Genomic DNA, 24,723 nt, shown 5'->3' on the forward strand with positions numbered 1-24,723 from the left:
CCGCATTTGATTTGAAGCGCTTCAAGTAAAGAATGTGACCCGCTCAGGCCGCTAGATCCAGCGAAACAAGCCGATCGCCTGAAGCGCTTCATCAGCACGGCAATCCACAGGAGACGTCCATGTTCAATGCTTTGCGCCGCGTCGCGGCCGCCATCGGAATCGGTTGCGCGCTGGCGGGTGCCCCCGCCCACGCCCAGGAACTCAAGCTGGGAGCGCTGTTCCCGTTCAGCGGTGGGCTTGCGCTGCTCGGCGACGAGAGCTTCCGCGGGGTGCAGCTGGCGGTCGACGAACGCAATGCCGCCGGCGGCATCAACGGTCGGCAGATCACCCTCGTCAAGGCCGATGCGGTGGACGCGAGCCAGGCCGTCGGCGAAGCGCGCCGCCTGACTTCGGTCGAGAACGTCGCGGCCGTCTTCGGCAGCTACGCCTCGGGCATCTCGCAAGCGGCCACGCAGGTGACCGAGCTGGCGGGCGTGCCGTACTTCGAACTCGGCGCCACCGCCGACACGATCACCGGGCGCGGCTTCAAGTACCTGTTCCGCGTCAACCCGACCGCCAAGAACATCGGCGATCGCACCCTCGAGGCATTGGTGAAGGTGGTCGGTCCGACGATGAAGGTCGATCCGAAGACCCTCAAGCTCGCGATCCTCCATGAGGACGGGCCGTACGGCGCCCTGGTCGCCGCCGCGCAAAAGGAAGGCGCCGCGAAGCTCGGTTTCAACGTCGTCGAGGTCCAGGCCTATTCCGCCAAGACCGTGGACCTGTCGTCGGTGATCCTGCGCCTGAAGGGCGCGGGCGCCGACGTGGTGCTGCACACCGGCTACCAGAACGACGTGGTGCTGTTCTTCCGCCAGGCGACCGCGGCAGGCTACAAGCCGAAGGCGGTGATCGGCGGTGGCGGCGGCCACTCGCTGACCGACACGGCCCAGGCAGTGGGTGCGCCGATGGAAGGCGTGTACGACGTCGACTTTCCGCAGATCACGATGAACGCGGCCGGCGCCCCCGGCCTCGGCGAATTCGTCGCGGCCTACCAGAAGAAGTATTCCTCGGCACCCCGCTCGGGCCACAGCCTCGCCAACTACGTGGGGGCCAAGGCGATGCTCGAGGTGCTGGCGCGGGCCAAGTCGAGCGACAAGGACAAGATCCGCGAGGCGGCGCTCGCCTACCGCGTACCGGCCGGCAGCACCGCAGCGGGTTGGGGTGTCCAGTTCAACGAGATCGGTCAGAACACGGCGGCCACGCTGAACCTGATGCAGTGGCAGCAGGGCAAGCTGGCGACCGTGTTCCCCGAAGCGGTGGCCAACGCCAAGCCCATCGCTTCGAACTGACCTTCCACGCCATCGGAGCGCGGGTGCCGCCCGCGCGCGGAAAATCCCATGTCATTGCTGCTTCAGCTGGTGGCGAACGGCCTGCTGCTCGGGGGCGCGTTCGCGATCATCAGCATCGGTCTGACGCTGATCTTCGGGGTCGTGCGCGTGGTCAACTTCGCGCACGGCGAGTTCCTGATGGTGGGCATGTACGTGGCCTGGCTGTGCGCCAGCCGCCTCGGCCTGCATCCTTACCTGGCGGTCCCGATCGTCGTGGTCTGCCTGTTCGCGGCGGGCGCCGCGATGCAGCGCTACGTGATCCAGCCACTGCTCTCGGCGGACGCCCACATCCAGGTGTTCGCGACGGTCGGCGTCTCGACCGCACTGCTCAACCTGGCGCTGCTCATGTTCGGTGCCGACATCCGCAAGGTCGAATTCGGATTCGGCAACCAGAACCTGAGCATCGGCTCGCTGACCTTCGTCAGCGGCCAGGTCATCACCTTCGTGGTGGCGATCGCGGTGGCCTTCGCGATGCACCTCTATCTGACGCGCACCTACACCGGCCGTGCCTTCCGCGCGCTGGCGCAGAACCGCACCGCGGCGGCGCTGATGGGCGTGGATGTCAACAAGACCTACGTGCTCGCATTCGGCATCGGCGCCGGGCTGGTCGGCATCGCGTCGTGCCTGCTTTCGCTGCAGTACCCGGTGTTCCCCACGGTTGGCACGTACTTCGTGCTGACCGCGTTCGTGATCGTGGTGCTCGGCGGCATGGGCAGTCTGCCGGGTGCGGTGATCGGCTCGATGTTCATCGGGCTGATCGACAGCCTCGCCGGCTTCTACGTCGGGCCCGACCTGAAGGAGGTCGTGTACTTCGTGATCTTCCTGGTCATCCTGATCGTGCGACCGACCGGCCTGTTCGGCCTGGGCCGCGGCTCCGAATGACGCGGCTTCCAACGAATCACGCAGCATGATCCCCCATCCACTTCAGCCACGCGCCTATGTCGCGTACATCGCCCTCGCGGCACTGCTGCTGTTGCCGATCGCGACGCAGTCGCCGTTCGTCATCCACCTCGCGATCCAGGTCTGCGTCTTCGCAGCGCTGGCGTCGGCCTGGAACATCGTCGGCGGCTTCGCGGGGCAGCTGTCGCTCGGGCACGCCGTGTACTACGGCATCGGCAGCTACGCGGCCGGGCTGCTGGTGCTGCAGTTCGGCATCTCGCCGTGGGTCGGCATGTTCGCGGGCGTCGCGGTGTCGGCGCTCGCCGCGCTCGTGATCGCCTATCCCACGCTGCGTCTGCGCGGGCCGTTCTTCTCGCTGGCCTCGATCGCGTTCCTCGAGGTCGCGCGGCTGCTGGTGAATCACGAAGAGTCGTGGACCCACGGGGCGGGCGGCCTCAACGTGCCGCTGCAGATCGGCCTGAAGTGGATGATCTTCCGCGAGAAGTGGGCCTACCTGCTGGTCGCGTTCGCCTTCCTGATCGTGGTGCTCTGGATCTGCCGCGCGATCCGCCATTCGCGCTTCGGCTACTACCTGATCGCGGTGCGCGAACGCGAGGATGCAGCGCGCGCGATCGGCATCAACCCGGTGAAGGTCAAGATCGCCGCGGCCGTGATCTCGGCCTGCCTGACGAGCCTGGTCGGCAGCTTCCACGGCATGTACCTCACCTTCATCGAACCGTCCTCCGCCTTCTCGCTGGAGCTCTCGATCCAGATCGCGATGTTCGCGCTGATCGGCGGGCTCGGCACCGTCGCCGGGCCGGTGCTCGGCACGGTCGTCGTGCTGCCGATCGCGGAGCTGGCGCGCGGCTGGCTGAGCGCGTTCGGCAATGGCACCCACGGCTTCGTCTATGGCGTGGTGCTGGTCGCGGTGGTGCTGTTCTTCCCGCGCGGGCTGGTCGGCCAACTCGGTGAACGCGTCTCGCGCTGGATCGACAAGCTGCCCGATCTTTCGCGGCCCCGCCGCGTCGGTGGGGCGCCAGCGCCGGCCGCCTCCCGTGCCAGCGCGACCAAGGGCGAGTCGATCCTGAAGGCCGACAACATCGAGAAGCGCTTCGGCGGCCTGAAGGCGACCGACAAGGTCTCGCTGACCTTGCACGAGGGCGAGATCCTCGGCGTGATCGGGCCGAACGGCGCAGGCAAGACGACGGTCTTCAACCAGCTCTCCGGCTTCCTGCGCCCGGATGCCGGCGCGATCACGATCCGCGACGCTGCCGGCCACTGGACCGCGCCGCGCAACCCGGAGGGCTTCGCGCGCGCCGGGGTCGGGCGCACCTTCCAGATCGTCCAGCCGTTCGCCGGCCTCACGGTGCTCGAGAACCTGTTGCTCGGGGCCTTCATGCGCACCAAGAGCCGCGACGAGGCCGAGGCGCTGGCGCGCTCGGTGGCCGAGCTCACCGAGTTGACGCCCCTGCTCGATACCGAAGCCCGCAGCCTGACGGTGGGCGGGATGAAGCGGCTCGAGATCGCGCGCGCGCTGGCCACCTCGCCGCGCGTGCTGCTGCTCGACGAAGTCCTCGCCGGGTTGAACCCGGCCGACGTGGCGCGCGCGATCGTGATGATCCGGCGCATTCGTGATTCGGGCGTGTCGGTGCTGATGATCGAACACCTGATGCAGGCCACGATGGCGCTCTCCGACCGCATCGTCGTCATCCACCTCGGCAAGGTCCTCAAGGAAGGCCTGCCGGCAGAAGTCGCGAACGATGTCGAGGTCATCCAGGCCTACCTTGGAAAGGGCTACACCCATGCTGCAGGTTCGTGATCTGCACGCCGGCTACGGCAAGAGCGAAGTCCTGCGCGGCATCTCGTTCGATGTGCAGCGCGGCGAGATCGTCACCATCGTCGGCGCCAACGGCGCGGGCAAGACGACGACGCTGCGCGCCTTGTGCGGCATCGTGCGCGCGACCGGCGGCAGCATCGAACTCGACGGCGTGGCGATCAACAGCCGGCAGCCGCACGAGATCGTCGAGCTCGGCATCACGATGATCCCCGAGGGCCGCCAGCTCTTCCCCTTCCTGACGGTCGAAGAGAATCTGCGCATGGGTTCGTTCAAGAAGACGGCACGCGACGTGCATGCGCAGCGCCTCGAAGAAGTGCTGGCGCTGTTCCCGAAGGTCAAGGAGCGACTGAAGCAGCTGGCGGTCTCGCTGTCGGGCGGCGAGCAGCAGATGGTCGCGATCGCGCGCGGCATGATGGCCGGGCCGCGCCTGCTGATCTTCGACGAGCCGTCGCTGGGCCTGTCGCCGCTGCTGGTGGAGCAGATGTTCGAGATCGTCCGCAAGGTCGCCGAGCGCGGCACGACGGTGCTGCTCGTCGAGCAGAACGTGTTCCATACGCTGCAGCTCGCCGACCGCGGCTACGTGTTCGAGAATGGCGCGGTCGCCTTGTCCGGGACGGGCAAGGAACTGCTCGTCAACCCGCACGTCCGCAAGGCTTACCTCGGCCATTGAGATGACGCCCCCCAGCCTCGAAATCACCGGCCGCACACGCCTTCTCGCGATCGTGGCCGATCCGATCCACCACGTGAAGACACCGCAGCGCATCAACGCACTGTTGCGCGCCCAAGGCATCGACGCGGTGATGGTGCCGATGCACGTCGGCCCCGATCGACTCGCGACGGTGATGAACGCGTTGCGCCACGTCGGCAACTTCGACGGTTGCGTCGTGACCGTGCCGCACAAGACCGAGGCGCTGCGCTTTTGCGATCAGCTCAGCGACGAGGCGCGTCTCATCGGTGCGGTCAATGTCGTGCATCGGCTGCCCGATGGCCGCTTGCGCGGCGGCATGCTCGACGGGATCGCCTTCGTCGACGGTCTGCGCGGTGCGGGCATCGAAGTGGCCGGCACTTCCGTCTACCTCGCGGGCGCTGGCGGCGCCGCCTGTGCGATCGCCTTCGCGCTGGCGCAGAGCGGTGTGCGCCGGCTGACGGTGGCCAACCGCAGTGTCGACAAGGCCAGGGACCTGGTCGAACGCCTGCGTGCCGGGCACGCCACGCTCGAGATCGCCGTGGGCAGCGCCGATCCGTCGGGCCACGATCTGGTGGTCAACGCCACGTCGCTCGGCTTGCGCGCCGGCGACCCGCTGCCGCTCGACGTGTCGCAGCTGACGCCGCGCCAGACCGTGGCCGAGATCATCATGGACCCGGCGGAAACGGCGCTGCTGATCGAGGCGCGCGCGCGGGGCTGTCGCATTCACGAGGGCGCGCCGATGCTCGCCAGCCAGATTCCGCACATGGCGGCCTTCATGCTCGGGCTCGGGCATCCTCCCGGCGCCGAGCGATGAGCGACCCCGGCCAAGGTCCATCCCCGCGCCCCCGACTGAACCGGAGCCCTGAGTGGAACCCTTCGACTACGTGATCGTCGGCGGCGGTGCCGCTGGCTGCATCCTCGCCCATCGCCTGACCCAGGACGGACGGCAGCGCGTGCTGTTGCTCGAAGCCGGCGGCGAGCCCGACAGCCGCTGGATCTCGATCCCGGCCGGCTTCAGCAAGCTGCTGACCAACCCGCGCTACAACTGGCTGTTCAAGACCGAGCCGGAGCCCAACACGCACGACCGCATCATCTCGGTCCCGCGCGGCAAGGGGCTGGGCGGCTCGACCCTGATCAACGGCATGATCTACGTGCGCGGCCAGCCCGCGGACTACGACGCGTGGGAAGGCGCGGGCGCTGCAGGTTGGGGCCATCGTGAGGTCGAGCCGTACTTCCGCAAGCTCGAAGGCTACGGCGGCGGCGGCGCGGCCCGGGGCAGGGACGGTCCGCTGAGCCTCGAACAAGTGCGCGAACGCTTTCCGATCGCGCAAGGCTTTCTCGACGCGGCAGCCGAGGATGGGCAGCGGCTGAACGACGACTACAACGGACCCGAGCAAGAGGGCTTCGGCTACTACCAGGTCAACCAGCGCGAGGGTCGGCGCTGGAGTGCCTACGATGCCTACCTCGCGCCGGCGCGGCGGCGTCCCAACCTCGTCGTGGTGACCGACGCGCAGGTGCAACGGTTGAGCTTCGACGGCGGCAGGTGCGTCGGCGTGGTCTACCGTCGAGGCCACGAAACGCTCTCGGCGCAGGCCAGGCTCGAGGTGGTCTTGTGCGCCGGCGCTTTCCAGTCGCCGCAGTTGCTGGAGCTGTCCGGCATCGGCCGTGCCGACGTGCTGGGCCCGCTCGGCATTCCCATGCGCCTCGACGCGCCGGGCGTCGGCGAAAACTACGTCGACCACTACGCGACCCGCATGAACTGGCGCGTGCGCGACGCCGTCACGCTGAACGAGATGTCGCGCGGCTGGCGGCTGATGCAGCAGGTGGCGCGCTACTACACGCAGCATCGCGGGATCCTCACCCTGGGGACCGGCCTGGTCCATGGCTTCGTGAAGACCCGGGCCGAGATGGATCGGCCCGACGCGCAGTATTTCTTCATGCACGCAAGCTATGCCAACGCCGCCGAGCGCATCCTGGATCGGGCGCCGGGAATGACCATCGGCGTGACGCAGCTGCGGCCCGAATCGGTCGGCAGCGTCCACGCGAGATCGCCCGACCCGCAGGCCGCGCCGGCGATCCGGCCGAACTTCCTGGCCAGCCCGGTCGACCAGGATTGCATGGTGGAAGCGATGAAGATCGCGCGCCGCATCGTCGGCCGCCCCGCGATGCGCCCCTATGTCGCGCACGAGATGAGCCCCGGCGACGCCGCGCAGGACGATGCCGCGTGGCTGGACTTCGCGCGCCGCAACGGCCAGACCATCTACCATCCGGTCGGTACCTGCCGCATGGGCAGCGATGCCGGTGCGGTGGTCGATGCACGGCTGCGCGTCAACGGCCTGCACGGCCTGCGCGTCGTCGATGCGTCCGTGATTCCGAAGATGGTCTCGGGCAACATCCAGGCGGCGGTGATGATGGTGGCCGAGAAGGGCGCCGATCTGATCCTCGCGGACCGGCCGCGATGAACCGCAAGGCCACACGATGACCAAGAAACGCGCCACGCTCGAAGACGTCGCCCGTCTGGCGGGCGTCTCCCTGGGCAGCGCCTCGCGCTCGCTGTCGATGCCTGATGAGGTCCGGTCCGACACGCTCGAGCGTGTGCAGCGCGCGGTCGCTCAACTGGGCTATGTGCGCAACGGCGCGGCCCAGGCGCTCGCGTCGCGGCGCACGAAGACCATCGCCGCGATCTACCCGACCCTCGACAATCCGATCTTCGCCGTCTCGATCCAGGCCTTGCAGCAGACGCTGTGGGCCCTGGGCTACCACCTGATCGTCGCCAGCCATGACTACGAGCCCGAGCGGGAGGCCGACCTGCTTCGCCGGATCGTCGAGCGCGGAGTCGACGGCATCGTGCTGGTCGGCACCGATCACGCGGATGCGGTCTACGACCTGCAGCGGCAGTACCAGCTGCCGTACGTGCTGAGCTGGGCCGTCGACGACGCCCGGGCCGGGCAGTGCGTGGGTTTCTCGTATCTCGACGCGGCGCAGCGCATGGCCAGCCTCGTTGTCGAGCAAGGCCACACCCGGATCGCGCTGTGCCCCGGCATCGCGGCGAGCAACGAGCGCGTGCGCGCTCGCATCCAGGGCACGCGCGCTGCGCTGAGTGCGCACGGGCTCCCGTTGCGCAACGACTGGATCGTCGAGGGGCCCTTTACCTTCGAAGGGGGGCGCGACGCCGTTGCCCAACTGTGTCGAACCGACGACCGGCCGACCGCGTTGATCTGCGGCACTGACATCCAGGCGGTCGGCGCGATCGGCGAATGCCGCGATCGAGGCATCCGCGTCCCCGACGATCTTTCGATCACCGGCTCCGACGACATCGAGCTGGCCAGCCTGGTGGAGCCGAGGCTGACCACCGTGCACGTGCCCACCTCGGAGATCGGACGCCTGTCGGCGCGACGCATCGTCGATCTGATCGAGGGGCGTTCCACCGGCGAACCCGCGGCATTGCAGACCACCCTGGTTCAGCGCGAGAGCCTGCGGCGCGTCGGGCGGACCGATTCAGAAACCCAACAGGAGCGACGCAAATGAAACGCATAGCGCATGGAGCCGGCGGCAATGCCGACGTGATGCAATTGGTCGACGACGAGCGTCCGGCCCCCGGCCCCGGCGAGGTGCTGATCGAGGTGCACGTGGCCGGCGTCAATCGGCCCGACGTGCTGCAGCGCTCCGGCAACTACCCGCCGCCGAAGGGCGCCTCGCCGCATCTCGGGCTCGAGGTGGCCGGCGTGATCGCCGCGGTGGGCAGCGGCGTCGACAGCTGGCGGGTGGGCGACCCTGTCTGCGCGCTGACCCCGGGCGGCGGCTATGCGGAGTTCTGCCTGACCGATGCGCGGCATTGCCTGCCGGTGCCCGAGGGCTTGAGCCTGCTGCAGGCCGCCGCCCTGCCCGAGACCTACCTGACGGTCTGGGCTAACCTGTTCGACCGCGCGCGCCTGGCGTCGGGGCAATCGGTGCTGGTGCATGGCGGGTCGAGCGGCATCGGCCTCACGGCGATCCAGCTCGCACGCGAGTTCGGCGCCACGGTCTACGCGACCGTTGGCAATGCCGAGAAGGCGGCCGCCTGCGTGGCAGCGGGTGCGCGCCGCGCGATCAACTACCGCGAAGAGGATTTCGCCGCGGTCGTCGCACAGGAGACCGACGGCCGCGGTGTCGACGTGATCGTCGACATGGTCGGCGCGCCCTACATCGTGCGCAACATCGCGAGCCTGGCGCTCGAGGGCTGCCTGCTGCAGCTGGCCTTCCTCGAAGGCAGCAAGTTCGAGTTCGACGCGACCCCGGTGATGCTGAGGCGGCTGACGCTCACCGGCTCGACGCTGCGTGCGCGCACCGCCGAACAGAAGGCGGCGATCGTGGAGCGGCTGCGCGCGCAGGTGTGGCCGGTGCTCGCACAGGGCCGCTGCCTGCCGGTCATCCACGCGGTGTTCCCGCTCGCACGCGCGACCGAGGCGCACCTGCTGATGGAAAGCAGCAAGCACATCGGCAAGATCATGCTGACGGTCAAGGAGTAGATCGAATGCGGCACGCTGATCGGGTCGTCCTCGTGACGGGTGGGAGTGGCGGCATCGGCGCGGCCATCGTCGAACGCTATGTGGCCGAAGGCGCATCGGTCGGCATCGTCGATTTCAACGGCGACGCCGGCGAACGGCTGGCCGCCGAATGGCGCGCAAAGGGCCACCGCGTGCATTTTGCGGCGGCCGACGTGGCCGACTACACGAACTGCGAGCAGGCCCAGCGCGAGATCGAATCGGCGCTCGGCCCTGTCGACATCCTGATCAACAACGCGGGCATCTCGCCCAAGCACGACGGAAAGCCCGCGCCGATCCACCGCATGGACCCGGCCGAGTGGCAACGCGTCGTCGGCGTGAACCTCACCGGCGCGTTCAACTTCTCGCGCCTGCTGACCGGCGGCATGATCGCCCGGCGCTACGGACGCATCGTCTCCATGTCGTCGGTGGCCGGCAAGGCCTACCTCGGCGACATCGTGGCCTGCCACTACAGCGCGACGAAGGCGGCGCTGATCGGCTTCACCCGCCACCTCGCCGGCGAGCTCGGGCCGCACGGGATCACGGTCAACGCAATGGCGCCGGGCCGCATCGCCACGCCGCTGGTGCGCACGGTGTCCGACGCGGCGAACAACGCGGTGGTCGACGTGACGCCGCTGCGCCGCCTGGGCGAGCCGTCCGAGGTCGCCGACCTGTGCTGCTACCTCACGTCCCCGGACGCTGCGTTCGTGACCGGCCAGGTGGTCGACGTCGCGGGCGGCTGGCTGATGACCTGAACCAGGGAGGCCCCATGGCATTCGACCGTCCCGAACTCGCCAAGCACCAGACCCAGGAAGGAGCTGCCCCATGACCGCCACGCTGGCCGATCGACGCGCCCTCGTCACCGCCGGCGCCGCCGGCATCGGGTTGGCGATCGCCAGCGCCTTCGATGCCGCGGGCGCCCGCGTCGTCGTCTGCGATGTCGATGCCGCGGCGCTCGAACGCACGCGGCAGGCGCACCCGGACTGGGGCGTGCTGCACTGCGACGTGTCGCGGCGCGATGAAGTCGACACGATGTTCACCGGGCTGGCCGAGCGCTTCGGTGGCGCGCTCGACATCCTCGTCAACAACGCCGGCATCGCAGGGCCCACCGGCGGCATCGAGACGATCGAGCCGCAGGACTGGGAGCGCGCGATCGCCATCAACCTGACCGGCGCCTTCCTCGTCACGCGCCGCGCCGTGCCGCTGCTGCGCGCGGCTGGCGGCGGCGCGATCATCAACCTGTCGTCGGCGGCGGGAAAACTCGGCTTCCCGCTGCGCACGCCGTACTCGGCCAGCAAGTTCGGCATCGTCGGGCTCACCGAGACGCTCGCGATGGAGCTCGGCCCGGACCAGATCCGTGTCAACGCGATCCTGCCCGGCGTGGTCGCCGGCGATCGCCAGGACCGCGTGCTCGCCGCCAAGGCGCAGGCCAACGGCATCAGCCTCGACGAGCAGCGCCAGCGCGCCGTCTCGCGCGTGTCGATGCGCGTGATGGTGCAGGCGGACGACATCGCGCAGGCCGCGCTCTACCTCGCCGGCCCGGCCGGGCGCTACGTGAGCGGCGAGCGCCTGAGCGTTGGCGGAAATCTCGAATCGCTGAGCTGAACCGTTTCACCCCGGAGAGACACCCCATGGCACGCAAAGTCATCATCACCTGCGCCGTCACCGGCGCGATCCACACGCCGTCGATGTCGCCCTACCTGCCGATCACGCCCGAGGAGATCGCGCAGGCCGCCATCGGCGCCGCCGAAGCCGGCGCGGCGATCGTGCACCTGCATGCGCGCAACCCGGTCGACGGCAGCCCGTCTCAGGACCCGGCGTTGTTCAGGCAGTTCCTGCCGCGCATCAAGGCGGCCAGCGACGTGGTCGTCAACCTGACCACCGGCGGCGCGCCGACGATGACGCTGGAAGACCGGCTGCGCCCGGCGCATGAGTTCAGCCCCGAAGTGGCCTCGCTGAACATGGGCTCGATGAACTTCGGCCTGTACCCGATGCTCGGGCGGTTCAAGGCGTTCAAGCACGCCTGGGAAGAGCCCTACCTGGCGGGCAGCCACGACCGCATCTTCAAGAACACCTTCAGCGACATTGCGCACATCCTGCAATCGTGCAGCGACAACGGCACGCGCTTCGAGATCGAGTGCTACGACATCGGCCACCTCTACACGGCGGCGCACTTCATCGACCGCGGGCTGATCAAGCCGCCGTTCCTGATCCAGTCGGTGTTCGGCATCCTCGGCGGCATCGGCGCGCACCCGGAAGACGTGCTGCACATGCGGCGCACTGCGGACCGCCTGTTCGGCGACGCCTACCAATGGTCGGTGCTCCCCGCCGGGCGCAACCAGATGAGCATCGGCGCCCAGGCCGCGGCCATGGGTGGGCATGTGCGCGTGGGCCTGGAAGATTCGCTGTGGGACGGCCCCGGCGAACTCGCGCGCACCAATGCCGACCAGGTCCGACGCGTCCGCGGCATCCTCGAAGGCCTCTCGCTCACCGTGGCGACGCCGGCTGACGCGCGGGAGATCCTTCAGCTCAAGGGGGGTGCGAACGTCGCGTTCTGATGGGGCGCGCGCCGATCTCGGCGACCAGGCGATCGCGCGCGTCGGGGTCGGTGAGGCGGCGCGATCCGCCCGCAGTTCGGGCGAGATCGCTGCAGGTTCCGAGGTCAACTTCTTCGCATCGGCGTCACGGGACGTGGGGTTTCGACCGTGCGAACGCGCCGAGGAGGCGAGGAGGCGAGGATCACCCGCTTTCGCAACGCGCGGAAGAAAAGCCTCCGGCGGAACTGCGTGCAATCGTCTGAAAGCCCATGGCGGCGTACCGCGAAACCACGACCTCCTTCGCAACGTGAAGCAGGCCGCACGCGAACGGACTTCCTGGCCCGCCATCGCGTCCTGGGTCTTCAAAGTTGCGCGGACAGCAGCGAGGCCAGGTGTTCCAGGGCTTTCTCGGACATGGGGCGCTCGCGCCATTCTTCGAAAGTGATGCGTTTCGACTGCTTCAGATCCGCCTCGAACTGGATCCTTTGCATGGATGCGAACGCTTCATCGTAGATATTGAGGTTCGCCTCGTCGTTGAGACGGAACGAGCGGTTGTCGAAGTTCGTCGAGCCGACCGAGACCAACAACCCGTCGACCGTGAAGACCTTGCAATGGAACATCGTCGGCTGGTATTCGCTGATCTCTGCGCCAGCTTCGAGCAGCGGGCCCCAAGCGGCACGCGACGCCCCGCGAACGGTCTTGGAATCGATGATCGGGCCCGGCGTGATGATCCGCACCCGCACGCCACGCTGCATGGCGGCGACGAGGGCTCCGACAGTCAGGTCGTCCGGCACGAAGTAGGCGCTGGCGAGATCGATGCTCTTCGTCGCCGCGGCGATGGACAGCAGGTACATCAGGTGCATGCTCTCGCTCCCCCCGGAGGGAGAGCTGCTGAACATCTGGGCCCGACCGCTGCCCATGCTGGCGATCGGCGGAAAGTACCGTTCCCCGTGCAGCACGTCGCCCGAAACCTTGATCCAGTTGTCCATGAACACGGCCTGCATCTGGGCGACGACGGGCCCTTCGACCTTGAAGTGGGAATCGCGCCAGTGCTCCGGGTCCTGGGCATCGCCTGTCCAGGCGGGGGCGATGCCGACGCCGCCGGTGAAGCCGACACGGCCATCGACCACCAGCAGCTTGCGGTGGGTGCGGTTGTTCATGCGGGTGATGTCGTACCAGTTTGGCTTGTGGAACTTGCGGATCTGTACGCCCGCGTCCTCCATCTCCTTCACGAACTCCTCGTTCACCTTCGCGCTGCCCACCCAGTCGAGGAGCACGTGCACCTTGACGCCGGCTCGCGACCGCTCGGACAAGGCATCGGCGAACGCGCGCCCGATGTCGCCCGACCAGTAGATGTAGGTTTCGAAAGTGATGCTCTGTCGGGCGCTCCGAATGGCCGCCAGCATGGGAGGGAAGATCCGGTCGCCGTTGTGCAGCGCCTCGAATCGATTGCCCTCCGTGATGGGCGGTCCGAGCATGACGCCGAGAGCGCGCTGGTACTGTGCGTCGTGCAGCGCGTATTCACGCCTTACCTGCTCGTCGAGCTTCTTTTCACCGCCGGTGAAGGCGAGCACAAGTGTGGTCGCGGCGACCGACAGGACGAGCGTCCAGAGTATGGCTTTCGTGCGATTTCGCAGGGCGTTCATGTGGCTTGCGACGTGTCTTGTGGTCTTGGGAGGGAACGACGGCTCGACGGAGTCTGCGCCCCGAATGTCCGCCTTTGGCAACCGGCGGGCCACCAGTGTCGGTAGGACGCCGCCGCGAGAGGGGCGGGACGCGCTTCCCAAGACCGTGAGGGGATCCAATCTTGAAACGCGGAAATCCCCTCGGCAGGGAGGGTCTCCTTGGCGGCCGGCAAAGGCCGCCGCCAATGCGGCCTCGCGGGGGCGAGGCGCATAATTTCTCATCCCCACCCTCCACGGGCACTGACATGGAAAAGCTCGATCAAGCGAAGGTCGTCTCCGTGCTCAACCGGCTGCTCGAAGCCGAGTTGGCCGGCGTGGTGCGCTACACCCACTACTCCTTCCTGGTGTTCGGATTCGGCCGGATTCCCATCGTCTCGTGGCTGCGCGAACAGGCCAACGAATCGCTGCTGCATGCGCAGCAGGTCGGCGAGTGGATCACCACGCTCGGCGAGTACCCCTCGCTCGCCATCGGATCGCTGCTCGATTCGCACCAGCACGACATCGCGGCCATGCTGCGCGAATCGCTCGACACCGAGGCGCGTGCACTGGCCCTGTATCGCGAGCTCCTGTCGCAGGTGGAAGGCCGTTCCGTGGCACTGGAGGAGTTCGCGCGCCAGATGATCCACGCCGAGGAGTTGCACGCCGCGGACGTCGACAAGATGCTGCGCAAGCCAGGCGATGTCGCGGCGTTCTCGGCGAAGCCGGCGCCGTGAGTCCCCGACCGCCCACGGTCGGCGGCGCGATTCGCGCCGAAACCGGATGCCGCGGTCTGGGACTCGAGAAATGAGATGACCCGTCGAGCCACTTCGGTGGGCGCTTCGATCGCGGCGATGTGCCCGATATCGGACCTGACTTGAACGCGCGGCTCGCGCAGGAACTCGGCGACGCTCGCGTCGCGGCATTGGGGATCAAGCCGTCCTTCTCGCCCATGGGCATGCGAGCGCCGACATGGGGGACGTGGGTGGAGAAGAAGCGATGGTGGACGAGGGCAGGGGGACGTCCTGACCAAGGGGGGAAGAACCCCTATCGACGAGTCTCGCCGCCCTGGTCTATCCTTGGTCATACCACGGTAAGGCAGCAACATGTCCAGAGACGAATCACGCTCACCGCACGCGAACGAGGTTCCACGCTGGCCGGCAATCGGCTTGGCGAACGACCACGCCGGGTTCCTCCTGAAGGCCTTTGTCTCGAACGTCCTTGCGCAGCATTGCGATCAAGTCATCGATGTCGGCGCGACTTCGGACTCGCCAGTCGATTTTCCGGATGTCACTCGAAAGGCCATCTCCCTTATCCAGGAGGGCAAGGTCAGACGGGTCATCCTCGTCTGCGGCACGGGCGCAGGCGCTTGCATCGCTGCCAACAAGATCCCCGGGATTCGTGCGGCGGTGTGCCACGACACTTTCGTGGCTCGCCAGGCCGTCGAGCACGACGACGTCAATGTGCTGTGCATCGGTGCGTGGATCATCGGGCCGCAGGTGGCGCGCGATGTGATCGAGACGTTCCTGGCATCCGAGTTCAGCACGGAAGAGCACTTCCGCCGCCGCGTCGACAAGCTCGGCGATCTGGAGCGCGAAGCGGCAAGGGCGTTGGTCGAAGGTCGGCGTTTCCCCTGAACGGATCGCGCGATGAACAAGCCGGTCAAGATCGTCCAGCAGTCCGACGGCAGTGAAGACGGCTATGACCGCGTCGTGTCGTTCCTGCGCGAACAACTGGTGACCGGTCAACTGAAGACCGGCGATCGGCTCCTGCCGGAACGCGACCTCGCGAGCGCGCTCGGAGTGAGCCGGCCGGTGATCCGGGAGGCGTTGCGCGCGCTGGCCACGCTGGGCGCGCTGGAGATCAAGCGCGGCTTCGGCACTGTGGTGCGCGAGCCGAACTTCACGGCACTCTCCGACTACTTCGGCCTCGTCCTGGCCCAGCAAGCGGGAGCCGTGGACGACGTGATGCAGGCGCGCATTGCGATCGAGCGGCAGGCGATCCGCTTGGCGTGTTCGCGTGCCCTCACGCAGGACCTGGACAAACTCACGCAAGCCGTGCAGGCCATCAAGGAAACCATCGGCGACCCGGTCAAGGGCGGGGCGGCGGATTTTTACTTCCACACGTTGATCGTGGACGCGGCGCACTCGCCGGCACTCTCCAGTGTTTACGCGGCCGTCGCCAAGCTGCTGCAGCAATCGCATACGGAACGCAGGCGGGTCATTGCCAGCGTGCCGGGCGTCGACGCGTATCTCGTTGACCATCACGAGGCCATCATGCTGGCGATCCGGCGCAAGAACGCGTCCGAAGCGGATGCGCTGCTCGCCGAGCACTTCGAGATCGGCGCGAACCTGCGCGAGAACGCGGCCGACATGGGCACACAGCGGCGAAGCAAGCCGCACGCCACCCAACGGGTGCCCTGAGTGGTCGCTTCCATCGTCGTCTTCGGAAGTCTGAACATGGACCTGATGGTCCGCGTGGCGCGTGCACCACGGGCCGGCGAGACGATGCGCGGGCTCGGCTTTCTCACGAACCCCGGTGGAAAAGGCGCGAACCAGGCGGTGGCTTGCGCCCGGCAAGGCGCCAGGGTGGCGATGGTGGGATGCGTCGGCGAAGACGACTTTGGCGATGCCTTGCGCGATGCGCTCGCTTCCGACGGAGTCGATGTCACCAACGTCCGCACTGTCCCAGGCAGCACGGGCGTGGCCGTCGTGATGGTCGACGCCGAGGGCGAGAACCGCATCACGCTCGTACCCGGCGCCAACGAGTTGCTGAAGGCAGGCCCCGAGGCGCTTGCAGGCCAGTTCCTGCTGCTGCAATGCGAAGTCCCGATGGGCGAGGTCGTGATGGCTGCCAAGTGCATGCATGCACAGGGGGCGGTCGTGGTGATGAACCCGGCGCCTGTCTGCCAACTGCCCGACGAACTTTGGTCGCTGGTCGACATCATCGTCATGAACGAGATCGAGGCTGGCGAGCTCGCCGACCTGCCGGTGACCGACCCCGCGAACGCGGCAATCGCTGCGTCGGCGATTCGCAAGCGCGGACCTTCGACGGCGATCGTGACACTGGGCAGTCAGGGCGTAGTGCTCGCCGACGACGGCGGCTGTCGTCACTTCCCCGCGATGGAAGTTCAGGTGGTGGATACCACTGCAGCCGGTGACACGTTCATCGGCGCGATGTGCGCGGCACGCGCCGCGGGGGCGTCCATGGACGCTGCCGTCATGCGTGGCATTCAGGCCGCAACGATCTGCGTCACGCGGTCCGGCGCGCAGGCGTCCATTCCCTATCTCCACGAAATGGTCGAGCGGTGACCTACAAGTTCGACTTCACCAGCGTCCTGGCGCAATGGCCGCTGTTCGTCCACGGCGCGTGGCTCACGATCAAGCTGTCGGTGGCCGCGACACTGCTGGGCCTGTTCATCGGTACGCTGTGCGCCATCGGCCGTGGCAGCCACAACCGCCTGATGGCGCGAGCGTGCGCGATCTACGTCGAGGCGATACGCAATACGCCGCTACTGGTGCAGATTTTCCTCGTGTACTTCGGCTTGGCGAGCATCGGCCTGAAGGTGCCAGCCTTCGTTGCCGCGGTACTGGCGATGGTCATCAACATCGGTGCCTATACCGCCGAAATCATGCGCGCGGGCATCGAGTCGATCCACAGGAGCCAGATCGAGGCTGCCGAGTGTCTCGCGCTCTCGCGTGCACAGGTCTACTGGCACGTGATCCTGCGTCCGGCGATGGAGCGCGTCTATCCCGCACTCACCAGCCAGTTCGTGCTTCTGATGCTGGCAACCTCCATCACGTCGCAGATCTCGGCGGAAGAGCTGACGGCCATTGCGAACCGGGTGCAGTCCGATACCTTCCGATCGTTCGAAACGTACGCCGTGGTCGCGGTGTTCTACCTCGTGCTGTCCATGCTGATGCGCGGCGCGTTCTGGGCCGCCGGGCAGGCGCTTTTCACCCGCCGCCGCAAGCTGGGAACGCCACTGTGAGCAGCGCGTTCAACGCCAATCACCTCGTTTTCCTGCTGCAAGGCGCAAAATGGACCCTGGTGCTTTCGCTGATCGCCTTCGTCGGTGGCGGATTCCTCGGGTTCATCGTGGCCCTGTGCCGCGTCTCGCCGGTCCGCCCGGTGCGTTGGCTCTCGATGGCCTACGTGCAACTGGTGCAAGGCACGCCACTTCTGATCCTGATGTTCCTCGCGTATTTCGGCCTGAGCATCATCGGCCTGAGCCTGTCCGCGTTGGTGGCGGCCGGAATCTCCATGACGATCTACGTCAGCGCGTACATCGGCGAGATCTGGCGCGGCTGCATCCAGGCCGTGCCCCGCACGCAGTGGGAAGCCGCCGAGTGCCTTGCACTTTCAAGGGTGCAGCGCATGGGACTGGTGGTCCTGCCGCAGGCCTTGCGCATTGCGACGCCTCCCACGGTGGGCTTCATGGTGCAGATCGTCAAGAACACATCCCTCGCCTCGGTGGTCGGCTTCGTCGAGCTGGCCCGCGCCGGACAAGTCGTCAACAACTCGCTCTTCGAGCCGTTCGTGGTCTACATGCTCGTTGCCGGTCTGTACTTCATGCTTTGTTTCCCATTGTCGTGGTGGAGCCGGCAGCTCGAACGTCGTCTGCTGGTCGCCCATCGCGTGGAGGTCGCCCCGGCATGAGCATCATCCTGCTCGAGAACGTCCACAAGAGCTTCGGCGCCCTGAAGGTGCTGGATGGCGTGAGCTTCAGTGTGAACAAGGGCGAGGTGTTCGCCATCATCGGACGCAGCGGCTCGGGCAAGAGCACGGCGTTGCGCTGCATCGACCGGCTCGAGCGCATCGATCAGGGCCGCATCCAGGTGGCCGGGCACGAGGTGAGCGATCCCAAGCTCGACCTGCGCCAACTGCGCCGAGATGTGGGCATTGTCTTCCAGAGCTACAACCTGTTCCCGCACTTGACGGCGGCGGAGAACATCGCGCTGGCGCCGCGTCACAGCAAAGGCAAGACACGCGACGAAGCGAAGGAACTGACCGAGCGCGTCCTTGCGCAGGTCGGCCTGTCTGACAAGGCGAAGAGCTACCCGGAGCAGCTTTCTGGCGGGCAGCAGCAGCGTGTGGCCATCGCACGATCACTCGCGATGGAGCCCCAGGTGATGCTGTTCGACGAAGTAACGTCGGCGCTGGACCCACAACTCACGGGCGAGGTCCTCAAGGTGATGGCCGATCTCGCCGCCGGAGGCATGACCATGGTTCTGGTCACCCATGAAATGGCCTTCGCTCGCAACGTCGCCGACACGACCCTGTTCATGCACAAGGGTCGCGTCTGGGAGCAAGGCGGCCGCGAGATGTTCGACCGGCCGCAGACACAGGAACTGCAGGAGTTCCTCGGGACCGGCCTTTGAGAGTTCTTCCCCCCACAACCACAGGAGACATCATGACCCTCAAGCACCTGTTCCGCCGCGCACTGATGCTGGCTGCCTTGTCCGCCGTCGCCTTTGGCGCACAGGCGGATACGCTCGACAAGATCCGCGCGGACAAGAAGATCCGTGTGTCGGTTGACTTGGCGGTGCCGCCTTCGGGCATGACCGACGCGAACATGAAGCCGACCGGCTCCGACTACGACGTCGCCGTGCTGCTGGCGAAGGACCTCGGCGTCGCCCTCGAAGTGGTGCCGACCGTTGGCGCCACGCGCATCCCCAACCTGCAGACCGGCAAGGCGGACATCATCATTTCCACGCTGGCTTGGACCCCCGAGCGTGCCAAGGTGATCGACTACTCGATCCCGTACGCTCCGCAGATCTCGCTGGTGGGCGGGATCAAGAGCGCCAACGTGAAGAGCATGGCCGACCTGGCCGGCAAGAGCGTTGCCGTCAACCGCAGCACGACACAGGACACCGACCTCACCCAGAATGCCAAAGGCGCGACTGTCGTTCGCTATGACGACGATGCCGGCGTGATCACGGCCGTGGTGACCGGCCAGGCCGACCTCGTGGGTACGTCGAACGCGCTCTTCCAGACCATGAAGGAGAAGGCACCCAACCGGCAACTCGAGCAGAAGTTCGTGCTGCGCGTCAATGACCTGGGCATCGGCGTGCGCAAGGACGATGCACAGCTTCTGGCGTGGGTGAACAACTGGGTGAAGGCGAACCACGCCAACGGCAAGCTCAACGAAATCTTCAAGAAGTACCACGGCGCCGAGATCCCGACGGACGTCGTGGAGAAATGGGTCAAGTGAAGCGCGAACGGTGATGGCCGATGCTGTCACGGCGGGCGTGAACCTGCTCGGTAGCGTAGTTCTGGATGTGATCGAGATGTTCGGCGTTGATCGCTGCATGTTCGCAAGCAACTACCCCGTGGACGGCTTGCGTGCATCGTTCCAGGACATCTTCGACGGCTTTGCGTCATGCGTCCGTGAATTCAGCGGCGAGGAGCAGGCGAAGCTCTTCGTGGAGAACGCGCGCCGCATTCATCGCATCGGGGTGGGTCGCCGGTCGCAAGCGCCGCGAAACCTGCACGCCCCCGCCTAGATTGCCTTCAACGCTTCTGCACCCGGTGCGGTCATGCTCGGTGTGAATTCGATGACGTCCACCTGAGCGCATCCGCTCTTGGCGAAAGGGTCTTGCTCCAAGATGGAGTCGAGTTCTTGTCGGTTGCCTGAGCGCGCGAGTATCACGCCGCCTGTGCGGGGCACCCGCCGTCCCGACGCGATGAAGAGGCCGCTGGCGTAGTGCTTCTTCAACCAGGCGACGTGCTGGGACATCAGCGCGTCCAGCTCCTCGAGCGGACGGATGTACGTCAGAGTAACGATGAACATGGGGACCTCGTTCCTGGATTGGAAATGGGGAGAAGCGTGTTGACTCGCCACGCGAGTATGAGGCTCCTGGAAAACCGGCCAGTGTCCGCTTGCAGGGCCGGATGAGGCGCGACCACGGAGAGGACGGCCGACTCGCGTCGGCCGCGTCGCTTCGATTCATCGGAGAAGCGAACAGCCAGTGCGATTGGCCGCGAGACGCTGCAGACGCTCCAGCCACTGGCCGACTTGCTCGGCCCGGCAGTCTCTGGAGAGGGTCATCGAGGCGGTGCTCGAGCGGTGCTCCGCAGGGCGTCGAGCGGATTCAGCGCTTCGCCCTTCCACCACTGCCTTTCCGGCCCGAGGAGGAAGACCGCGAAATGCAGGTGCGGCGCATCGCTGGCCGCGTTGCCGGTCGTGCCGACGTAGCCGATCAGCTGGCCCCGCTGCAGCTGCATGCCTTCGTGCAAGCCCTCGGCGTAGCGGTCGAGATGCGCGTAGTAGTAGGCCAGCTGCCCGGCCGGGTCGAACTGGTAGATGGTGAGCCCGCCCGGCTTGCTGTCGAAGAGCTTGACCAGTTGGCCGTCGTCCACGGCACGCACCGGGGTGCCGCGCGGGGCCATGATGTCGAGCGCCTCGTGGCGATGGCCTGGCCGGCCATCTTCGAAGGTGTCACGCATGGTCTCGGGGCGGATGCCGTCGACCGGGAACTGCAAGGGTCGGGCCGCGAGCAGCGCCGGCCCGGCGCTCGCGATGCCGGATTGCGCCATCGAGCCGCCCCATGCCGTCAGAAAGGCCGCAGCCATCGCCAGCGCAGGTCGCGACAACGGCATGCCGGCCTCCCTGTCAGGCCTTGACCTCGACTGCGAAGCCCGCTTTTGCGAGCTGTGACAGGCGCGCCGCGTCCCAGTTGGTCATGTGGATGCAGCCATTCGTCTCCTCGTGTCCGACGCGATCGGGCGCCGGCGTGCCATGGATGCCCCAGTGCGGCTTGGACAGCCCCATCCAGACGTTGCCGATCGGGTTGTTCGGGCCGGCCGCGATGTCGACCTTCGCCGCGTCGGCCGGCGCTTTCTTGAGGATCGACGGATCGTAGGTGAAGGTCGGGTCCTTGACCTCATTGATGATCTTCATCCGCCCGAGGGGCAGTGGGTCGAGCGGTCCGCCGATGCTGATGGGGAAGCCGGCCAACGGCTTGCCCGCTGCGTCGAGAACGAACAGCATGTGCTGGTTCTTGGCGATCTCGATCGACTTCGCCGCCTTGACGACGCTGGCATCCGCCGCGCCGGTGATGTTGACGACCACGATCTCGTCGCCCGACTGGAACTTCGCTGTGCGGTTCAGGTCGGCCAGTGCTTTCGGCGACATGTGGTGCTTCTCCGAGAGGGCTTCCCGCAGGTTCTCGTAGCCCATCGACGTGAGCCTGGCGCGGTCTCCCATCTCCTTGGGCGTGGGGGCGTAGGGACCCGCCACGTCCTTTTCGGTCAGGACATAGGTGGTGAACAGTGGCGCGCTGTTGTCGGCCCGCAGCGCCGCCCAGGTCGCGGCGTCGACCTTGCCGTTCTCGGCCAGGCCGGCGGACCTCTGGTAGGCCGCCACGACGCGGCGCATGTTGGCGCCATAGCCACCATCGATCTCGCCGGGCGAGAACCAGGCGCGGTCGAGCAGGATCTGCGCGCGCATGACGGCGGCGCCCCGCGAGCCCTGTGCCAGCAGCGGCGTGTCGCTGGCCGCATTGAGCCGGTCGAGGGCGGGCGGCCCCGCCGCAGCACTTGCGAGGTTCGACGGGGTGACTGTGGCGGCTTCGGACCGCCAAGGCGTGGCGGCCGCCGCACTTGCGACGAAGCAGGCTGCGGTGCAGAGAAAAGACCGGCGTTGAGAAATTGACATGACGAGCGCGGCGCTTACTTGTCCTTGGCAGGCGTGACCGAGACCTTCGGTACCTCGATCACCTTCTCCTCTGTCTTCACCGTGGGGACCGTGACGACCTTCTCCTCCTTGGTCACCTTCACGTCGGGAGTCGTCACGTCGTATTTGGGAAGTGTCACGTCGCCGGACTGCGTTTTTTCGTACTTCGGCATCGTGACGTTCCCGTCTGCGGTTTTCTTCACGTCGCATGCGCTGAGCGACAAGGCCGTTCCGATGGCGATCGCGAGGGAGGCAATGGTTTTCATGGAATGTCCTCTGAGTTGTTGCCAGCCATTCTGAGACGCATGCGGGGCTGGCTTGTAAGACCGAACCGCATGTCTTCGGAGGCGTGCGGCGTCGCGCGCTGTGGGGCACCCTTGCAGTGCCCGCATCGGCCCTCCTGCGCTTTTGCGGGCTTCATGACGTACAACGCCCGCACGTCGACTTCGTGCCAGGCTGCGCTTTGCGAGGGTAGGGCGGTTGTCCCTGCTTGGTGTGCGAAGGCGTTTTCCTGCGGCAGTCGCGCTGCGCCTGCAGCAGTTGCGCGGCCTGCAGCGCGTGGCTCAATCGCTTGTTCTCCACGATCGCCGCAGCGTCGATCTGGGGCAGGGGGTCATAGCGTTCGTGCCGCAGGACTTGGCCATCTGCGCGCTTTTTCTGGGTTCCCTGATGTCGTGCTGATGTTCGTAGGTCTCGTCGTTTTCGCTGCGACCTGGCATGGGTTGGGGCGGCCAAGCTCGATTTCCGAGTACCGCTTTCTCGGCCGCCTTTCACATGGGCAGACAAGTCAGCATCTGGACCTAGGGTTGCTGATGCCTGGGGATTGGGAGCTGGTGTGCGACGCGCACGGGTACGCCGGGAGCTTCTATCTGGAGAAGTACGGTCGAGAGTACCCTGCAGTCGGCGAACCCGATGACGGCGCATGGGGCCTTGTGTTCATCGATGCCGACGGGTCCTATACATCTGCTTCCGGCACCTGCAAGGCCGGAGCCCTTCTTTTCTTGGAAGGTTGCGCAAAGCGCGGGCAAGCGATTTTGCAGCGGGATGCGAGAGTGTTGAACTGTCCGTCGTTCAGTAACTAAGATGGACGCAGCGAATGGCTGACAGGCTCCAGTCGGCCAAGGCCAATGGGATGGACGCCCCCGCCCGAACCGGCATCGATGTGCCAAAGTGGAAGTGTCACCAAACACTTGAACCGAGCCGAGCGCCATCATGGTTCAGCTGCCCGCGTCACTCCCCTCGGGCGGTCGAGCAAGAGCGGACCGTCGAACCGAAATCTCCGCGTGACTGGCATGCTGTAGGCAGCAGCCGTGCTCGGTTTGCCAAGACCACCGGCAACGGCTATCCTTACTCGCCATGGCTCGCTCGCACGCCACGTCGATTATTCGCACCATCCAAAGGATGGTGGGTTAGCGCGCGGCCTGAGTAGCCATAAGCAACCCGCCCCGTGAGGCGGTTTTTTTCTGTCTCCCGGGGCTTTCAGTGCGACAGGAGATTGGAATGAGCGAACTCGATGCGACGCGGACCAGAACGGCCCTTTCGGTGCCCGCGGTGCTTCATATGGTCTGCGGGAAGATTGGAGCTGGGAAGTCAACGTTGACCCAGCGACTCGCGACGGAACCGAAGACGGTTCTCATCAGTGAGGACGATTGGCTCGCACGTCTGTACCCGAACGAGATTGATGGTATCGAAGACTACGTGCGCTGTGCCGGCAGGTTGCGTGAAGCGATGGCCGGCCACATCGAGGCGCTGCTTGCAGCTGGCACGTCGGTCGTGCTCGATTTCCCCTCGAACACTGTCAAGACCAGAGCTTGGGCTCGCAGCGTTTTTGAGAGAGCTGGGGCAGCCCATTGCCTGCACTACCTGGATGCGCCCGATGAGGTCTGCAAGGCGCGCCTGCGTGCTCGGAACCTCTCGGGAGAACACCCCTTCGAAACGACAGATGAGGAATTCGACCAAATTACCAGTTACTTCGTCGCGCCAACGGCGGATGAAGGCTACAACGTCGTCCGCTATAGTTGAGCGGCAGCGCTGGGGATGCCCGTGCCGGTCTGCTGAGGTCGACTGTGACTGGCAGAACGAAGCCGGACCGGCCTTCCGCCCCGTTCCCTCATCAGTTCGGCCACTTTCTCTGCCGCGCGTCCACTTCTTCACGGCGCAAGATGGTCTTAGGGGCGCAAACTGAGCCCCATGCTCAGGGTTCTGTTTCTCATTCTTGCTGTCCTCATGCCGATTGGCTTGGTCTACGCGTTCGGCGCGTGGAGCTTGCTCGTCCTGTTCGGGGCAGCAGTCGCGACGCTGTTGCTATCGACCAGGAAAGCTCAAGGCGCTGAGGCGACTCAAGGCGGCAATCTCACCGGATATCAAACCACAACATCGGCGAACTTCTAGGCTCCGCTCGCGGAGCGAGGAGCCCCCTTGTGAAGCGTGGTGGACGGGCAGAATGCGGCCGAGGCTGTGTGGAAACTCCCTTGATGGTCGCCTATATTGAGCCAACCCGTCTGAACGAGGTGGTGGTCCATGAAGAGATTCATCGAAGGCGAAGACCGACAGC

Annotated in this window: 27 protein-coding genes; 22 read left to right on the forward strand and 5 right to left on the reverse strand. The window is 66.4% G+C overall.

Annotated features, from left to right (window positions below):
• The first annotated feature begins 119 nt into the window (after nucleotides 1-119).
• The 11 genes from QTI33_RS24360 (at nucleotide 120) to kce (ending at nucleotide 11,852) form a co-directional block, all read left to right on the forward strand.
• Nucleotides 120-1,328 (forward strand): ABC transporter substrate-binding protein, encoded by a 1,209-nt coding sequence (locus QTI33_RS24360; protein WP_286508934.1) that lies wholly within the window; start codon nucleotides 120-122, stop codon nucleotides 1,326-1,328.
• 48 nt (nucleotides 1,329-1,376) lie between these two features.
• On the forward strand, nucleotides 1,377-2,249 hold the full coding sequence (locus QTI33_RS24365; protein WP_286508935.1) for a branched-chain amino acid ABC transporter permease: 873 nt from the start codon (nucleotides 1,377-1,379) through the stop codon (nucleotides 2,247-2,249).
• Between the two features lie 25 nt (nucleotides 2,250-2,274).
• Nucleotides 2,275-4,065, forward strand: coding sequence for a branched-chain amino acid ABC transporter ATP-binding protein/permease (locus tag QTI33_RS24370; RefSeq protein WP_286508936.1), 1,791 nt, complete (start codon nucleotides 2,275-2,277; stop codon nucleotides 4,063-4,065).
• Entirely contained in the window at nucleotides 4,049-4,753 is a 705-nt protein-coding gene (locus QTI33_RS24375) for an ABC transporter ATP-binding protein (RefSeq protein WP_286508937.1), read from the forward strand. Before QTI33_RS24370 ends, QTI33_RS24375 begins: the two co-directional genes overlap by 17 nt.
• 52 nt (nucleotides 4,754-4,805) lie before the next feature.
• Nucleotides 4,806-5,585: a shikimate dehydrogenase family protein gene (locus QTI33_RS24380; protein WP_353506354.1), complete on the forward strand. Its 780-nt coding sequence runs from the start codon at nucleotides 4,806-4,808 to the stop codon at nucleotides 5,583-5,585.
• 52 nt (nucleotides 5,586-5,637) lie between these two features.
• A complete protein-coding gene (locus tag QTI33_RS24385; protein WP_286508939.1) occupies nucleotides 5,638-7,233 on the forward strand; it encodes a GMC family oxidoreductase in 1,596 nt (531 codons plus the stop codon).
• Between the two features lie 16 nt (nucleotides 7,234-7,249).
• Complete coding sequence (locus tag QTI33_RS24390; protein WP_286508940.1) at nucleotides 7,250-8,299, forward strand: LacI family DNA-binding transcriptional regulator; 1,050 nt, start codon at nucleotides 7,250-7,252, stop codon at nucleotides 8,297-8,299.
• Nucleotides 8,296-9,279, forward strand: a complete 984-nt coding sequence (locus QTI33_RS24395) for an NAD(P)H-quinone oxidoreductase (protein ID WP_444814883.1) — start codon at nucleotides 8,296-8,298, stop codon at nucleotides 9,277-9,279. Before QTI33_RS24390 ends, QTI33_RS24395 begins: the two co-directional genes overlap by 4 nt.
• Nucleotides 9,280-9,284: 5 nt before the next feature.
• Nucleotides 9,285-10,049, forward strand: a complete 765-nt coding sequence (locus QTI33_RS24400; RefSeq protein WP_286508941.1) for an SDR family oxidoreductase — start codon at nucleotides 9,285-9,287, stop codon at nucleotides 10,047-10,049.
• Nucleotides 10,050-10,119: 70 nt separating this feature from the next.
• Entirely contained in the window at nucleotides 10,120-10,899 is a 780-nt protein-coding gene (locus QTI33_RS24405) for an SDR family oxidoreductase (protein WP_286508942.1), read from the forward strand.
• Between the two features lie 26 nt (nucleotides 10,900-10,925).
• A complete protein-coding gene (gene kce, locus QTI33_RS24410) occupies nucleotides 10,926-11,852 on the forward strand; it encodes a 3,5-dioxohexanoate:acetyl-CoA acetone transferase (RefSeq protein WP_286508943.1) in 927 nt (308 codons plus the stop codon).
• Nucleotides 11,853-12,193: 341 nt separating this feature from the next.
• Here the strand turns inward: kce and QTI33_RS24415 are convergent, their stop codons facing one another.
• Nucleotides 12,194-13,477 (reverse strand): phospholipase D-like domain-containing protein, encoded by a 1,284-nt coding sequence (locus QTI33_RS24415; RefSeq protein ID WP_286508944.1) that lies wholly within the window; start codon nucleotides 13,475-13,477, stop codon nucleotides 12,194-12,196.
• 284 nt (nucleotides 13,478-13,761) lie between these two features.
• Between QTI33_RS24415 and QTI33_RS24420 the strand changes: the two genes are divergently transcribed.
• The 9 genes from QTI33_RS24420 to QTI33_RS24460 all read left to right on the forward strand — a co-directional run bounded on the left by QTI33_RS24420 (nucleotide 13,762) and on the right by QTI33_RS24460 (nucleotide 19,998).
• Complete coding sequence (locus QTI33_RS24420; RefSeq protein ID WP_286508945.1) at nucleotides 13,762-14,229, forward strand: ferritin-like domain-containing protein; 468 nt, start codon at nucleotides 13,762-13,764, stop codon at nucleotides 14,227-14,229.
• 369 nt (nucleotides 14,230-14,598) lie between these two features.
• Nucleotides 14,599-15,129, forward strand: coding sequence for an RpiB/LacA/LacB family sugar-phosphate isomerase (locus QTI33_RS24425; protein WP_286508946.1), 531 nt, complete (start codon nucleotides 14,599-14,601; stop codon nucleotides 15,127-15,129).
• A gap of 12 nt (nucleotides 15,130-15,141) precedes the next feature.
• Nucleotides 15,142-15,915, forward strand: a complete 774-nt coding sequence (locus QTI33_RS24430) for a FadR/GntR family transcriptional regulator (protein WP_286508947.1) — start codon at nucleotides 15,142-15,144, stop codon at nucleotides 15,913-15,915.
• On the forward strand, nucleotides 15,916-16,803 hold the full coding sequence (gene rbsK / locus QTI33_RS24435) for a ribokinase (protein ID WP_286508948.1): 888 nt from the start codon (nucleotides 15,916-15,918) through the stop codon (nucleotides 16,801-16,803).
• Nucleotides 16,800-17,483 carry an amino acid ABC transporter permease gene (locus QTI33_RS24440; RefSeq protein WP_286508949.1) on the forward strand — a complete coding sequence of 228 codons (684 nt, stop codon included), beginning with the start codon at nucleotides 16,800-16,802 and terminating at the stop codon, nucleotides 17,481-17,483. Before rbsK ends, QTI33_RS24440 begins: the two co-directional genes overlap by 4 nt.
• Complete coding sequence (locus QTI33_RS24445) at nucleotides 17,480-18,151, forward strand: amino acid ABC transporter permease (protein ID WP_286508950.1); 672 nt, start codon at nucleotides 17,480-17,482, stop codon at nucleotides 18,149-18,151. The genes QTI33_RS24440 and QTI33_RS24445 overlap by 4 nt, the downstream gene beginning before the upstream one ends.
• The gene (locus QTI33_RS24450; protein ID WP_286508951.1) at nucleotides 18,148-18,873 is read left to right on the forward strand and encodes an amino acid ABC transporter ATP-binding protein; all 726 of its coding nucleotides are present in this window, start codon (nucleotides 18,148-18,150) and stop codon (nucleotides 18,871-18,873) included. The genes QTI33_RS24445 and QTI33_RS24450 overlap by 4 nt, the downstream gene beginning before the upstream one ends.
• A gap of 32 nt (nucleotides 18,874-18,905) precedes the next feature.
• Nucleotides 18,906-19,706 (forward strand): transporter substrate-binding domain-containing protein, encoded by an 801-nt coding sequence (locus QTI33_RS24455; protein WP_286508952.1) that lies wholly within the window; start codon nucleotides 18,906-18,908, stop codon nucleotides 19,704-19,706.
• 13 nt (nucleotides 19,707-19,719) lie between these two features.
• Nucleotides 19,720-19,998 carry an amidohydrolase family protein gene (locus QTI33_RS24460; protein ID WP_286508953.1) on the forward strand — a complete coding sequence of 93 codons (279 nt, stop codon included), beginning with the start codon at nucleotides 19,720-19,722 and terminating at the stop codon, nucleotides 19,996-19,998.
• On the opposite strand, the gene QTI33_RS24465 is transcribed toward QTI33_RS24460, so the two are convergent.
• The 4 genes from QTI33_RS24465 to QTI33_RS24480 form a co-directional block, all read right to left on the reverse strand.
• Nucleotides 19,995-20,285 (reverse strand): YciI family protein, encoded by a 291-nt coding sequence (locus QTI33_RS24465; RefSeq protein WP_286508954.1) that lies wholly within the window; start codon nucleotides 20,283-20,285, stop codon nucleotides 19,995-19,997. The two genes, QTI33_RS24460 and QTI33_RS24465, sit on opposite strands and share 4 nt — an antisense overlap.
• A gap of 254 nt (nucleotides 20,286-20,539) precedes the next feature.
• Nucleotides 20,540-21,094, reverse strand: a complete 555-nt coding sequence (locus tag QTI33_RS24470) for a M23 family metallopeptidase (protein WP_286508955.1) — start codon at nucleotides 21,092-21,094, stop codon at nucleotides 20,540-20,542.
• 13 nt (nucleotides 21,095-21,107) lie between these two features.
• Nucleotides 21,108-22,151: a L,D-transpeptidase family protein gene (locus QTI33_RS24475; protein WP_286508956.1), complete on the reverse strand. Its 1,044-nt coding sequence runs from the start codon at nucleotides 22,149-22,151 to the stop codon at nucleotides 21,108-21,110.
• A 14-nt stretch (nucleotides 22,152-22,165) separates the two neighbouring features.
• Complete coding sequence (locus QTI33_RS24480) at nucleotides 22,166-22,435, reverse strand: hypothetical protein (protein WP_286508957.1); 270 nt, start codon at nucleotides 22,433-22,435, stop codon at nucleotides 22,166-22,168.
• A gap of 1,234 nt (nucleotides 22,436-23,669) precedes the next feature.
• Between QTI33_RS24480 and QTI33_RS24485 the strand changes: the two genes are divergently transcribed.
• Nucleotides 23,670-24,191 (forward strand): P-loop nucleotide/nucleoside kinase family protein, encoded by a 522-nt coding sequence (locus QTI33_RS24485; protein ID WP_286508958.1) that lies wholly within the window; start codon nucleotides 23,670-23,672, stop codon nucleotides 24,189-24,191.
• A gap of 168 nt (nucleotides 24,192-24,359) precedes the next feature.
• Nucleotides 24,360-24,560 carry a hypothetical protein gene (locus QTI33_RS24490; RefSeq protein WP_286508959.1) on the forward strand — a complete coding sequence of 67 codons (201 nt, stop codon included), beginning with the start codon at nucleotides 24,360-24,362 and terminating at the stop codon, nucleotides 24,558-24,560.
• The last annotated feature ends 163 nt before the right edge of the window (nucleotides 24,561-24,723 follow it).

It is taken from the genome of Variovorax davisae, assembly GCF_030316845.1.
Lineage (GTDB): Bacteria > Pseudomonadota > Gammaproteobacteria > Burkholderiales > Burkholderiaceae_C > Variovorax > Variovorax davisae.

Bases quoted from the DNA above. Each gene is read 5' to 3' on its own strand.
- QTI33_RS24360 (WP_286508934.1), top strand. From the start codon at position 120: ATGTTCAATGCTTTGCGCCGCGTCGCGGCCGCCATCGGAATCGGTTGC.
- QTI33_RS24365 (WP_286508935.1), top strand. From the start codon at position 1,377: ATGTCATTGCTGCTTCAGCTGGTGGCGAACGGCCTGCTGCTCGGGGGC.
- QTI33_RS24370 (WP_286508936.1), top strand. From the start codon at position 2,275: ATGATCCCCCATCCACTTCAGCCACGCGCCTATGTCGCGTACATCGCC.
- QTI33_RS24375 (WP_286508937.1), top strand. From the start codon at position 4,049: ATGCTGCAGGTTCGTGATCTGCACGCCGGCTACGGCAAGAGCGAAGTC.
- QTI33_RS24390 (WP_286508940.1), top strand. From the start codon at position 7,250: ATGACCAAGAAACGCGCCACGCTCGAAGACGTCGCCCGTCTGGCGGGC.
- QTI33_RS24395 (WP_444814883.1), top strand. From the start codon at position 8,296: ATGAAACGCATAGCGCATGGAGCCGGCGGCAATGCCGACGTGATGCAA.
- QTI33_RS24400 (WP_286508941.1), top strand. From the start codon at position 9,285: ATGCGGCACGCTGATCGGGTCGTCCTCGTGACGGGTGGGAGTGGCGGC.
- QTI33_RS24405 (WP_286508942.1), top strand. From the start codon at position 10,120: ATGACCGCCACGCTGGCCGATCGACGCGCCCTCGTCACCGCCGGCGCC.
- kce (WP_286508943.1), top strand. From the start codon at position 10,926: ATGGCACGCAAAGTCATCATCACCTGCGCCGTCACCGGCGCGATCCAC.
- QTI33_RS24415 (WP_286508944.1), bottom strand. From the start codon at position 13,477: ATGAACGCCCTGCGAAATCGCACGAAAGCCATACTCTGGACGCTCGTC.
- QTI33_RS24420 (WP_286508945.1), top strand. From the start codon at position 13,762: ATGGAAAAGCTCGATCAAGCGAAGGTCGTCTCCGTGCTCAACCGGCTG.
- QTI33_RS24425 (WP_286508946.1), top strand. From the start codon at position 14,599: ATGTCCAGAGACGAATCACGCTCACCGCACGCGAACGAGGTTCCACGC.
- QTI33_RS24430 (WP_286508947.1), top strand. From the start codon at position 15,142: ATGAACAAGCCGGTCAAGATCGTCCAGCAGTCCGACGGCAGTGAAGAC.
- QTI33_RS24450 (WP_286508951.1), top strand. From the start codon at position 18,148: ATGAGCATCATCCTGCTCGAGAACGTCCACAAGAGCTTCGGCGCCCTG.
- QTI33_RS24455 (WP_286508952.1), top strand. From the start codon at position 18,906: ATGACCCTCAAGCACCTGTTCCGCCGCGCACTGATGCTGGCTGCCTTG.
- QTI33_RS24460 (WP_286508953.1), top strand. From the start codon at position 19,720: ATGGCCGATGCTGTCACGGCGGGCGTGAACCTGCTCGGTAGCGTAGTT.
- QTI33_RS24465 (WP_286508954.1), bottom strand. From the start codon at position 20,285: ATGTTCATCGTTACTCTGACGTACATCCGTCCGCTCGAGGAGCTGGAC.
- QTI33_RS24470 (WP_286508955.1), bottom strand. From the start codon at position 21,094: ATGCCGTTGTCGCGACCTGCGCTGGCGATGGCTGCGGCCTTTCTGACG.
- QTI33_RS24475 (WP_286508956.1), bottom strand. From the start codon at position 22,151: ATGTCAATTTCTCAACGCCGGTCTTTTCTCTGCACCGCAGCCTGCTTC.
- QTI33_RS24480 (WP_286508957.1), bottom strand. From the start codon at position 22,435: ATGAAAACCATTGCCTCCCTCGCGATCGCCATCGGAACGGCCTTGTCG.
- QTI33_RS24485 (WP_286508958.1), top strand. From the start codon at position 23,670: ATGAGCGAACTCGATGCGACGCGGACCAGAACGGCCCTTTCGGTGCCC.
- QTI33_RS24490 (WP_286508959.1), top strand. From the start codon at position 24,360: ATGCTCAGGGTTCTGTTTCTCATTCTTGCTGTCCTCATGCCGATTGGC.